The following is a 13,450-nucleotide window of genomic DNA, read 5'->3' on the forward strand; positions in this document are numbered from 1 at the left end:
ATTAAACCCATCATTAAATATCTCTTTTATATATTAGTATGTAACTATATTATTTAACTTTTTTAGCTGCTTCTAATATCTCATCATAATCTGGATAACTTGTTACCTCTTCCAAATAATTTGCATATGTTATTTTGTTATTACTATCTACAACAAAAGAAGTTCTTGCAAGAAGTCCAAGTTCTTTTAAATAAGTTCCAGTAACTTTTCCAAATTCTCTTTCCTTGTAATCTGAAAGTGTAATTACTTTTTCAATGCCCTCAGCTCCACACCATCTTGCCTGTGCAAATGGTAAATCCATAGATACAGTATACACCGTAACTCCTTCTATGCTAACAGCCTTTTCATTAAAGGTTCTTACTTCAAGATCACATACAGGTGTATCTAATGAAGGTACGGTTAAAAAGATTCTTACTCCCTTTGTATCTTTCAATGTAACTGGTGCTAAAGAATTGTTTGCTACTATAAACTCTGGGAATGTATCCCCAACTTTTAATTGTTTTCCAACCAATGTAACTTCATTTCCTTGAAATTTAACTTTCATAATTTTAGGTTTATTCATTAATAGATATTAACTAGTGTATTTTGCTTACGTGCGTAAATATCTAAACAAATAAACTATTCACCTCGCTTTACTTAATATTTAATATTATTTAATACTTATTGTCACTTATAATTCTACTACAACACTATATATTTGTAAATGCTAAATAGTAAATTTTACTACATAGTATAAAAAAAGTTATAAACTTTTTAGTGATTTTAGGTCATTGTAAAAAATTACCATGCATTATTTGCTTCTTATGTTATAATAGTATAAGTAAACTGTCAAAGGGGGATATAAATTGAAAATAAAAGCATTATCTATACTTATGGTATTAACATTAATTTTAACATTTAATAGTGATGTTTTTGCAGCCACATCCAATGACGCTTCAAACCAATTAAAGCAGGTGCAAGATAATAAAAATCAGCTACAGCAGGTGGTTCAAACCTTAGATGCCCAAGTTACTGCTGTACTTAAAAAAGTTGACGACAATAAAAAAGATATGAATAAAGCTGCAGATGACATTAAAAACACACAAAATAGACTAGATGCTACAAATAAAAAATTGAGCACAGAACAAATCATGTTAAATAAAAGAATGAAGGCTATGTACACAGATGGTAACTCCAGTTATCTAGAAGTACTACTTGGTTCACATAACCTGAGTGATTTTATAAGTAAAATGGATATAACTGCAAAAATTATACAGTACGATAATAATATTATAAGTAATGTAAAACAACAGCAAACTGTTATTACATTACAAAAGAAAAATTTAGAAGTTGCAAATGCAAACCTTCAATCATTAAAATCTGATAATGAAAGCTCTTTAGCAAAATTAAGTTCAGATGTATCTGAGGAAAAAAATTTGCTAAGTAAGGCAACTGATAAGGAAAAACAATTAATTGAAGCTCAAAGGCAAAAAGAATTAGCACAAGCAGCCGCAGCTAAAAAAGCACAAGACGTTGCTACGCAAAATGCAAAAATTGCTGCGGAGAATACTGCACTACTAGCAGCTCCCAGTAGTCCAAGCAGTATAGCTCCTAGTGCTCCTGGTTCTTCTTCAACTGTTTATACCATGACTGCAACATCCTATTCTGATCCTGGATATACATCAAGCAATAAATTAACCCACAGAGATCCTAATGGTTACAGCACTATAGCTGTAGATCCCACTATTATACCACTTGGCACTAAAGTTTATGTGTCAGGGTACGGTTATGCTATTGCTGAAGATACTGGAAGTGCTATTATAGGCAATATAATAGACGTTTACTTGCCCACAGACGCAGAAGCAAGCGCTTGGGGCCGAAGAACTGTAACTGTTACCATATTAAAATAAAAAATAACTGAGCAAAATGATTTTATTCATTCTTGCCCAGTTATTTTTTACCATTTTATAAACACTATTCTTTTTTAAACTATTTCGCATTACTATTTATCAAATACTCCACCTTGTTTAGTATTATTAAAACCTTTTTGCTTATTTCCAATACTTTTATCTGGTCTGTTATTACCGCCTTTATTTAGTCCTTTGTTCTTTTTTTCTTCAATCAACTTTTTCATAAGTTCTATACTTTTATCTGACACAAATCATTCCACCTTTAAGACATCTAAAAATAAATATACTAGAGTACTCACTGGTTATTTTTTTAGATGCAAATTATTATTCTGAATTTATATTAACATACTCCTATTTAACTATAAAGAAGTTTCTCAAATATCCATATAGCCCATGATCATCTTTTATAAATTTTTCACTTGATTATATTCTGTATGACATTATTACAGTTTGTCCACCTTCTGCCTTAATTCCCAAATTACATTGAAGATTTTTTGCCCTATCCGTGTTTGTTATTAAAACAGGTGTTATTAATGAGTATCCTTTTTCTGTTATAAATTTTTTGTCTATTTTTAAAATTGGTTCCCCAGCTTTAACCCTTTTTCCTTCTTCAATTAGCCTTGTAAATCCTTCCCCCTTCAGTTCAACAGTATCGATGCCTAAATGAATAAGTAATTCTATACCGTTATCTAGTATCATTCCAATGGCATGGTTGCTATCAAATATAAGGGAAACCACTCCATCTGCAGGAGCATATACTACATTTCCATCTGCAATAATAGCTATTCCATCTCCAGCCATTTTAGTAGCAAATACTCTATCCTGCACTTTGCTTAAATCTATAACTTCACCAGAAATCGGTGCTAATATTTCATAATTTTTTCTTAAAAATTTCATCATATTTTCACAATTCTCCCATCATAAAACAGATACAAAAATTTTTCTTTTACAATTTTTCCTGTAATCTTCTCCAATGCTGAACTATAATATTTTAATTGGTCAGTATATTTTTCTATGACAATATCCACATTCTCATCTGTAACATAGTCTGTCTTATAGTCCACAAGAACTATATAATCTTCTTCTTCAAAATAACAGTCTATGGCACCTTGAAGCATTATATATTCCTCGTTTGTAACCTTATAAACATCACTTGCCTTAAGCCTTACAACGAATGGGACTTCTCTCTTCACCGTTTTTGATGAAAGCATTCTCTTTCCAAGTTCACTTTCAAAAAATCTAATTATTTTATTTATGTCTACTGCATTCCCTTGATTTTCTGTTATAAGTTCTCTAAATATCATTTTATCCATTTGTTTTTTTATACTTGCATTATCAATTCCAAGATTAAAATCAATTCTTTGCAGTACATTATGCATTGCTGTTCCTCTTTCCGATGGAGTTAGTGTGTTTTTATGTTCCATAAAAGCTGGACGTTTCTTTAACCCTTCTGAAAATAGATTTTTTGAATAATCCTCTTCACCACTATATTGACCTTTAAGCTCAGTAACAGAAATACTCGAAGGCATAAGATTTGAGTCTTTATATTTATATTCCCAGCTAAGTCTTCTATTTATTTCTTCATAATATTCTGTTCTTGGGGGTTTACTCTCTATTTCCAAAAGTATATTGTGGAGCCTATCTTCACCATCTTTATCTTCTATTATAGGCTTAGCTGACTCTTCATCCTTAACAATGTCATTTTTCTTCCAAAGTTCCACCTTCCATCTAGAATTATCCTTTGCAGTATTTATTTTATTCAATTCAATTCCTGCCTTGCTTCTGAGGATTTCACCATCTTTATGTTTCATTACAGCGCAGCAGATCCAATCCAAGTAATTTTTGCCTTTAAGTACCACATCTTCTGATACCTTTTCTTCATCACTATTTACTTCTGAAGACCATTTAGTAGCTGATTTTGTGAAATTACTTACGGCCCCTGTTATTATAAGCTTTTCCTTTGCTCTTGTCAGTGCAACATATAATATTCTCATTTCTTCAGAGATACTTTCTATCTTTATCTTCTTTTTAATTGCATTTTTGAATATAGTTGGATAAGAAATCCTCCTTTTAAAATTAACATAGTCAGGCCCAATGCCAAGATCATAATGTAAAAGTACTGACTTTGTCATATCTCTTAAATTAAAGTTTTTTCCACAGCCAGGCATAATAACAATTGGAAATTCAAGTCCTTTACTCTTATGAATGCTCATTATTCTAACTACATCTTGATTTTCACCTAATAGCTTAGCACTTCCCATGTCTTTACTACTTATTTTAAGCCTATTTATAAAACTAATAAAATTAAATAATCCCTTATAACTAGTGCTCTCATATACTTTTGCTCTTTGGAACAATATTCTAAGATTTGCCTGTCTTTGCATTCCACCTTGCATTGCCCCAGCATATCCATAATAGCCAGTTTCCGTGTATAGATACCAAATAAATTCATCAATTGGAATATATAATGATTGTGTCCTGAATTTTTCTAGTAATTCAATAAAATTGCCACACTTTTCAGTAAGGTCTGATTCCACCTCTGATCTTTCAGCAATATTTTTTAATGCTTCATAAAAAACAACCGTTTTATCTGTATTTCTAATGTCTATAATTTCATCATCACTAAATGAAGCTATAGGAGACCTAAGTACAGCTAAAAGTGGTATATCCTGTCGTGGATTATCTATTACCTGAAGCATAGCTAAAATAGTCTTTATTTCTGTAGTTTCAAAATATCCACTTCCTGTATCAGCAAAAACAGGGATATCTTGTTTTTTTAGTTCATCAGTAAAGGTTGGCGCCCAATTTTTAGTTGCTCTTAAAAGTATTACTATATCTTTATATTTAACACTTCTATACTCCTTTGTATTTTTATCAAATACAGCATAGGGTTTATTCTTTGGATTTATAAGTTCACCTATCCTTCTTGATACCATTCTAGCTTCTAACCTTATTTTATCTATATCCTCTTCTTCATCTTCATTTTCTTCCTCATTTGTCTCTACTACTTCAATACTACTATTCTTCTCAATTATGTGAATTTCATTATCTCCAAGGCAGTTAAAAACATTTTCATCTATATCCTGAAATTTAGCCCCAAGCTTCAATTCTTCATTACCATCATAGTTTAGTTCCCCTATATTTTTGGACATAATATTTTTAAATATATAGTTTACACCCTGAATAATTCCATCCCTACTCCTAAAATTCTTAAAAAGTAGTATTTTTCTATTTTTTGCACCTTCTTTATCTGAATAAGAGTTATATTTTTCTAAAAACAGTTCTGGTTTTGCCTGCCTAAACCTGTATATACTTTGTTTTACATCTCCAACCATAAACACATTAGGATTTTCACTATCTCTCCTTGAAACCATACTTAAAATATATTCTTGCACCATATTACTGTCCTGATATTCATCTATTAAAATTTCTTCATATTTTTCTCTTAGTTCAATAGCTGCATCTGATGGTTTTACCTCGCCATCTTCTCCAACCGTCGTAAGTATAGTAAGTGCTAGATGTTCAATGTCATTGAAATCAATTAGGCCCCTGCTTCTTTTAGCTTTTATATAGTCCTTATCAAATGCCATCACTAAGTTGCAAAGATATTTCATCATTGGATATAATTCTTTAATATGCAATGCCATATCTTCATTTAAAGTACTTAATATTTCCTCTGACATATCCTTAAGCTGTTTTTTATACTTATTTCTTAATAACTGAACCTGTTCTTTTTTTTCCTTATTTACATCCTTACCACATCTTTTAAGGGTAGGTAATTTTAAGCCGGATAAACAATTGGAAAAAGCCTGAAAGGATTTATCTGTACTAATATCCAAATCGTTTATTATGGATAAATCCTGGTTAATACTTGGTTCATATGGTGTTAATGTATCTTCATTTTGAATTATATCTAATGCTTTAATGGCTGACTTTTTCATTCCGTTTATTTCTATTCTTGCATTTGAAAGTAAAGCTTTAGCCCAAATTGAGCTTCCAAAATCAAAGTTCTCTGATACATTAAAGTTCTCGCTCATATCATTAAGCCACTTTTCTGGAAAAGGACTACTTTTGGCGAAACTATACAGTGAAAGTACCATCTCAAGAAGAGCTGAATCATCTCTGTTTGAGCAATAACATTCTATTAAGTCTAAAAACTCTTTATCTTCAACTTCATATTTTTCTTCAAATAACTCTTCTATTGTCTCATTTTTTAATAAGATTATCTCCGTTTCATCTGCTATTCTAAATTTTGGATCTAGGTCTATAAGATGAAAATAATTTTTAATTACATCTAGACAAAATGAATGTATTGTAGTAATCCTAGACTTATTAAGAAGCACAAGTTGCCTTTGCAAAGCACTAGAATCAGGATTTTTTGACAATTCTCTAGATATTGCCTCGCCAATCCTCTCTCTCATTTCAGCAGATGCTGCATTTGTAAATGTAACTACAAGAAGTCTATCTATATCAACTGGATTTTTCTCGTCTATTATCATCTGAATAATTCGTTCTACCAGTACTGCTGTTTTTCCTGCACCCGCTGCTGCCGCTACAAGTAAATTACTGCCTCTTGTATAGATAGCTTCTCTCTGCTCGTTTGTCCATGTATTTGACATTATTCTTCACCTTCTTGTTCTGTATATTTCTTATTCAAAATACTCCAAACCTCATCATCACTTTTATCATAGATATTTCTATAGTTATTATCCTCAAGTGTTGGATCAAAAGCGCATATTGATGAATAAAGACAGAATGAACATGTTACAAACTCCTTATTTTTACATGGATTAATGCTTATATCTCCATTAAGCATATTTTCACAGTTTTTTACAATCACATTTTTAACATGATCTCTTAGGATTTCGAACTGTTTTTTTGATGCCACATCAGATTTCCCAAGACTTCCATCCTTATTTATCCTAGCTGGTATAACTACAGAGTTACCATCCATTTCTATATCCATCTCTTTAATTACATCTGGCTCATCAATTAACAAACCATTCATTCTAAATTTTTTCATTATTTCTATTTTTAACTCTTCATCATTTAAATCCTTATTTTTCCTTATTATAGGGTCATCAATTTTAAAATACAAAATAGCTCCAGGAAGTGGTTCTTTAACTGCATCCTTACCTTCTTCCATAAGTATTGCATCAAGATACAATAGCAGCTGGACCTGAAGACCATAATACACATCTGATAACTTAAAAACCTTGTTTCCCGACTTGTAATCAATTATCCGTATATAGGTTTCTCCTTCTTTAATCAGCATATCAATTCTATCTATTCTTCCTATTAGATTTATTTTTTCACCTGAAGCAAGTTCTACAATTATCGGAGGATAACCTCCTGTTTCACTAAAATCAATTTCAAATCCTACAGGTTTAAACCCACTTCTTCTTATGTGATTTGCAATAACCATAGCAGTCCTTGTAAGTACTCTTTTCAGCCTTCCTGTCAAATACTTATATCGAGGTGAACTACTTAATATATAGCTATTACTACTGCTTACGTTGTCCTCAACTATTTCGTTTATGCTATTTTCGCACCATAGATTATCAATTTCATTCCAATTTAATCCATCAGTGTTTACTTTTTCACTAAACTCATCTATTATTTTATGCATAAAGGTTCCTATATCAGGGTAACTTAGTTTAAATACTTTTCTCTCCTTAGCATTAAGTCCATATTGTACATAGTATGCAAAAGGACACTCAGCATATTTTTCAAGTCTAGATACATTTATTCTCATATTTTCCCCATAGAGTTGTTTTGCTTTTTCTCTTTCTATGAGTTGGCTTTGATTTGAATAGGTACTTCCACTAAAAGCTCTCTGACACTTTTCTCGCCACTGCTTAGAATTGCTAAACCACTTGTATACGTCTCGCCAAATCGCCGCATCATTTTCCCCATCAATCCGTCTTCTCATAACATTAATAAGTTGATTAAATGTTGGTATTTTTGCATCTATAAGCATTAATCTGTCATTATCATCCTCATTAAAATTAATATCACTTTCTTCTTTAACGTTTTCAAATATATTTTTTATTCTTGATACTATGGCCGAAGTTCTGAGAGTTTTACCTTCATAATCTGCCATAGGATAGCTAATCCTAAGGTATTTTCTAGGTATAGTCAGGGTCGTATATACTAAAAACTGTTCTTCAAAAGCTGCTGTTCTTGTATCTTTAGCCAGCTCTATACCTCTATCTTTAAGTGACATTCTATCTACATCGCTTAAAATTCCCTCTTCATTCTTTGTTGAAGGAAATACTCCATCATTTACACCAACAAGATAAAGTGCACATATATCATGGCTCTTAAGCCTTTCAACGCTTCCAACAAGAACTTGATCTACTGATGGTGGTATAAGTCCCATTTTATGTTCCTTAACACCTATGGTAAGTATCTTCTCAAAATCTTCTAAGGAAAGCTTCATATCGCCCATAACCTCTACAGTTTGATCAAGTAAATCCATTATTATATTCCATATTTGGCTATACTCATTTGCTAATTCTTGTCTTTCACTCTCTTTAAATTTTGAAACTAAATCCTCCACCTTATTTTCTGCTCCTATGTCAATTAAGAATTCAAATAGGATTTTACAAGTTTCTTCAGCACTTTTACTCCCTCTGGTGTTATAATAAAATTTTCTTAATGGTTCAACTACTGCTTCTCTTATTAAATTTATTTTAGCCAGTAATTTCGCCTCTTTAAGTGATATCTCATCACTACCCAAAAATGCATCAGGCCTATAATCCCATTTTTCAGCATCTAGCCATTTCTTTTTTCCCCTTATGCCTGCAGCCAAAACATAATTTTCAAACACATCTATATCTTCAGATGGAATATTTGTTAGACCTGTCTTTAGATACCTAAACATTGCTTCGTAAGACCAGTTTTTATTAATAACTTCTATAGCTGAAGTTATTAATACAACTATTAGATTTCCCTCTATGTCTCTTTTTTCATCAATGAAGTAATCTATCCCATGTTCATTAAAGACAGCAGCAATAACATTTTCATAATTTTTAAGATCCCGTGTTATTACAGCAATATCTCTATAGCGGTATCCTTTATCTCTACACAGCCTTATTATGTCCCTTGCGGTACTTTCTACTTCAGAATAGGTGTTCTGCGCTCTAAAAAGCACTATATCGTCACTTTCTTCAGTATAAACTTTATTAGGATATGCAAACAAATTTTGTTCAAGACATGCTAGTGATTTGCTTGCCTTAAAACGATAAAAAGGTCTTTTATTTAATACCACCGGCTTGTCAATAACTACATTGTTATCCCTAGCAATATCTAAAAGCTTATTCTCTGTATTTCTTGTAAATTGAAATATATCCGTGCCATAATCTCTTCCATCTTCATAATCACTAGTTAGAGATATGTTAACTCTTTTAGCCTTCCTAATAATCTTTTCAATTATCTTATATTGCTGGGGAGTAAAGCTTGAGAATTCATCAATCCAAATTTCTGAATTATTGAACATCTTTGATTCATCCAATTTTTCATTAAGTATAAGCAAATCATCGTCAGCATCAACGTAATTCTTATGAAGTAATTCTTCAAAGTTTCCGTATATTTTACTCAAATCCAAAAGCTTGCTCCTTAGATTTATATCATTTTCCATGCCTAGTGCAGTTTCTCCTAAAAACTCAGGAGTTATTGAATATCTTTTGAATTCACTTATAGAATCTGAAATAGTATTTATAAAACCCTTTTGAGTTGCAGCTCTTTTAAAAACAGTCAAATCATCTATTACCTCATCTAATACATGAGAAATTAGCATACACTTTCCAGCAGAATCCATGTGTTTATGAGTTATGCCACCTACCTCATTCATAATTCTATAAGCCATCCGCTTAAAGCTCAGAACCTTTACATTTAGATTGCTCTTTTCTCCTATTGTATTAAGAATATTTTTTTCAGCCTGAAAAGAAAATTGTTCAGGGATAAGATAGATAAGAGGTTTTTCACTTCTCTGCTCAACCATTGCTTTTATATCTTCTATACAAAAGTAACTTTTACCACTACCTGCTCTTCCGTATATAAATCTTATACTCATAGTTTAACCATACCTTTCTCATAGTAATATAAAAAAAAATAACTAATCAATTTCCTTGCCTATTTTCTTTTATATGCCTTATATATTTTCCAAAATACTTTATAATATATATTTTATCATACACTAGATACATATTATAATTATTTAGAACAAAAAAACAGTCCTATACTTTAGAACTGTTTATATTTTATCAGTATTCTATTTTTTACCATTTAATTGTTGAGCTAAAATTCTTGCTATATATTTTGCTGTACCCTTTGCTTCATTTAGACTATTTTTATCACAACCAACTTCAAGTAAAAATGCATTGCTACTCATGGACTGGTTAAAACTATTGTTACCATGTTGATATATATCTATATTCTCATTGCACATTAATCCTTTAAAGTCTGAATTCGCTATTTTTACTAGTGAATTTACAAGTGCCATATTTTTATCAGCATGTGGATTATTTGCCACTGACATTACAAACTCAAACCTTGCTACATTTTCACCATTTATATTTATTGTATCTGGCGCTTTATTATTTAATGAATCTCTATGTATATCTATTATCATTTTAAAGTCTCCATACTGCTGCAGATACTTTGCCACAGTTTTTGAGGACCTTACATAGCTACCATTATAGTCAGTTACGTTATGAATAGTTTTATCGTGTATTACAGAAATACCATAATCATCTTGTAAATCTTTTGCGAGTTCATCTCCTACGGCACACACATCTTCAGTAGGATTTATATTATCTGGACCATATGGCTCATAACTTTCTGTAGTATGGCTATGATATATTAAAATCTCTGGTTTGGCAGGATTTAATGTTTTTTTAAGAGTTGGATCGTATACTTGTCCAATAAGATTTTGCGAATTTAAATCACTTGCACTATTAGGCAGATCACTTGTATCATTATTTTTTGTTATATCCTTATCCTTTAGATTAAAAGCATCATCACTGTTTTTTAAACTTTCCTCATTCATTGGTGAAACAAAAGAAAGATCATCACTTTTAAAATATGAAATTTCTTTCTTCACAATTCCATCTGGATGGATCAAATCCATTCCTAAATATGTTAAAACACTACTTCCTATGGAAAAAGAATTATTTGCCATGCTCTCATCATTAGAATTTGTTACCTTTATGAGCGGCATAGTATAATTAAGAATACTAGAATACAATACATTTCCTTCTTTGCTACTGCTTATATTAATCCTTTCCCAAGAAATCATTAATATAACTGCACTTAGTATCATTGTTAATATAGTGAACATTAGTATTGATTTTTTTTCCCCATAGTTTTTCTGAAAATTAGCCATTGTAATCATCTCCCACAATACTATGTATATGGAAAATGTTCATTTTTATAACCATTTTTTATTTGTAAGTTATGATAGTTCTGACTTCGAACTCCTTTTGTAAGCCATCAAATATAACATTTTCAGGATTTGGAATAACTTGAACATCTATTTCCGCTTCAGGATTTAGACAACGATAATTTTCATTTATTTGCTTCAATTGTTTTGCTATATCTTCAGGGCTACATGCATAACGCTTATATGGATTTTTTTTAACAACTCTCATCTTTGCTATAGCACCTCCTTTAGAATAATTTTAAAAACATGATTTTTAATCTGCACTAAAAAAACAAAACTTTAATTTTCTATGATTTTCCCTAATTTACGCCAATTATTTACGTTATTCTCATTTAATATTATATAGTAGAATTAAATTATGTGCAACTTTTATTTATACTATTAGTTTCTCGGTTGTCCTTGTTTACCTTTTAAAAATGACTGTTCAAGAGAAAATTTTGAAAGTTATTTACTGCCTCTATATTATTTTCAATCTAAAAAAAATAACAAGTCAAGGACACCACGGATATTTTGTGTCATACTGACTTGCTATTTTTTTATGATGCCTTATCCTAGTATATTGGGAACCTTTGGCATAATTTTGTTACCTTTTCACTGAGAATAGCTAAACTTTCATCTCTATTTTCAATAGCTTCATTAATATATTCTGCTATAAGTTTCATTTCCTCTTCTTTAAAGCCTCTTGTTGTAACTGCTGGTGTTCCTATTCTTATTCCACTTGTTATAAATGGGCTCTTTGTCTCAAAAGGAATTGTGTTTTTATTAACAGTAATACCTACAGTATCAAGAAGCTTTTCTGCATCTTTCCCTGTGATGTTTTTATTTGTTAAATCCACAAGTATAAGATGGTTATCTGTTCCACCTGAAACAAGTCTAAACCCATATTTTGTAAGCTCTTCTGCTAAAACTTTAGCATTTTTAACTATTTGTGAAGCATATTCCTTGAAATCATCCTTTAATGCTTCTCCAAAGCATACAGCTTTTCCAGCAATAACATGCATTAATGGACCACCTTGTATTCCTGGGAATACTGCTTTATCAATAGCTTTGGCATATTTTTCTTTGCAAAGTATTGTTCCACCCCTAGGTCCTCTTAACGTTTTATGAGTTGTGGTAGTAACAAAGTCCGCATAGGGAACTGGTGATGGGTGAAGTCCTGCAGCAACTAGTCCTGCAATATGCGCCATATCAACCATTAGATAAGCTCCAACCTCAGCGCTTATTTCACCTAATTTTTTAAAATCAATTGTTCTAGCATATGCACTAGCACCTGCAACTATCATTTTTGGTTTAGATTCAAGTGCCTTTTTTCTAAGTTCTTCATAATCTATAGTCTCAGTTTCTTTATTTACTCCATAACTTACAGCATTATAAATTTTACCTGAAAAGTTTACTGGACTTCCATGAGTTAAGTGACCACCATGAGTTAAATCCATACCTAATATAGTATCTCCAGGTTCAATCATTGCAAAATAAACTGCCATGTTTGCCTGAGCCCCTGAGTGAGGTTGAACATTAGCATGTTCTGCACCAAACAAATCTTTAACTCTATCACGTGCAAGATCTTCAACTTGATCAACTACGTGACATCCACCATAATATCTTTTTCCAGGATAACCTTCTGCATATTTATTTGTAAGATATGATCCCATTGCTTCCATAACAGCTTTACTTGTAAAGTTTTCTGAAGCTATAAGTTCAATATTATTTTCTTGTCTTTCATGTTCCTTTTCAATTATTTCATATACTTTTTCATCTGATTTTTTTAAATTTTCAAAATCCATTTTTACACCCTCTTATCCTTAATGTTAATAATTTAGTAATATGATTAAATAAAGCAGTATTGCATATCTAATTTATAGAAGTAATATTTATAAATTAACGATTATTCCATATATTCTATCATAAAGCATTAAATTAAAAATTTCAACTAAAAATATGATTTTATCAAGTAATCTCATATAAAACACTTAAAATCAAGAAAGTTATTTTAATTGCAACATAAAAATTCTATTTAACAATTATATATCGTTCCAATTTTTAACTTATAACTTACATGTTATCACTTGTTACTTATCACTATAACTGTGATATAATAAGTACTGTTATAAAAATG

Annotated in this window: 9 protein-coding genes; 1 reads left to right on the top strand and 8 read right to left on the bottom strand. The window is 30.9% G+C overall.

Annotated elements, in window-relative coordinates; all coding sequences use genetic code 11:
- Positions 1–49 precede the first annotated feature (49 nt).
- Complete coding sequence (gene tpx / locus BR66_RS0119235; protein WP_026884362.1) at positions 50–544, bottom strand: thiol peroxidase; 495 nt, start codon at positions 542–544, stop codon at positions 50–52.
- 301 nt (positions 545–845) lie between these two features.
- On the opposite strand from tpx, the gene BR66_RS0119240 reads away from it, so the two are divergent.
- A complete protein-coding gene (locus tag BR66_RS0119240; RefSeq protein WP_026884363.1) occupies positions 846–1,889 on the top strand; it encodes a 3D domain-containing protein in 1,044 nt (347 codons plus the stop codon).
- 92 nt (positions 1,890–1,981) lie between these two features.
- On the opposite strand, the gene BR66_RS25865 is transcribed toward BR66_RS0119240, so the two are convergent.
- From BR66_RS25865 to BR66_RS0119275, 7 genes are all read right to left on the bottom strand, one after another.
- Complete coding sequence (locus BR66_RS25865) at positions 1,982–2,137, bottom strand: hypothetical protein (RefSeq protein ID WP_156946334.1); 156 nt, start codon at positions 2,135–2,137, stop codon at positions 1,982–1,984.
- 175 nt (positions 2,138–2,312) lie between these two features.
- Entirely contained in the window at positions 2,313–2,789 is a 477-nt protein-coding gene (locus tag BR66_RS0119250) for a PTS sugar transporter subunit IIA (protein ID WP_026884364.1), read from the bottom strand.
- Positions 2,786–6,508: a helicase-exonuclease AddAB subunit AddA gene (addA, locus tag BR66_RS0119255; RefSeq protein ID WP_026884365.1), complete on the bottom strand. Its 3,723-nt coding sequence runs from the start codon at positions 6,506–6,508 to the stop codon at positions 2,786–2,788. The genes BR66_RS0119250 and addA overlap by 4 nt, the downstream gene beginning before the upstream one ends.
- A complete protein-coding gene (gene addB / locus BR66_RS0119260; RefSeq protein WP_026884366.1) occupies positions 6,508–9,966 on the bottom strand; it encodes a helicase-exonuclease AddAB subunit AddB in 3,459 nt (1,152 codons plus the stop codon). Before addB ends, addA begins: the two co-directional genes overlap by 1 nt.
- A 198-nt stretch (positions 9,967–10,164) precedes the next feature.
- Positions 10,165–11,277, bottom strand: coding sequence for a stage II sporulation protein P (locus BR66_RS0119265; RefSeq protein WP_026884367.1), 1,113 nt, complete (start codon positions 11,275–11,277; stop codon positions 10,165–10,167).
- 58 nt (positions 11,278–11,335) lie between these two features.
- The gene (locus tag BR66_RS0119270) at positions 11,336–11,542 is read right to left on the bottom strand and encodes a hypothetical protein (protein WP_026884368.1); all 207 of its coding nucleotides are present in this window, start codon (positions 11,540–11,542) and stop codon (positions 11,336–11,338) included.
- Between the two features lie 343 nt (positions 11,543–11,885).
- Positions 11,886–13,118, bottom strand: coding sequence for a serine hydroxymethyltransferase (locus tag BR66_RS0119275; RefSeq protein ID WP_026884369.1), 1,233 nt, complete (start codon positions 13,116–13,118; stop codon positions 11,886–11,888).
- Positions 13,119–13,450: the final 332 nt, after the last annotated feature.

The organism is Clostridium akagii DSM 12554 (assembly GCF_000686725.1).
Lineage (GTDB): Bacteria > Bacillota > Clostridia > Clostridiales > Clostridiaceae > Clostridium_I > Clostridium_I akagii.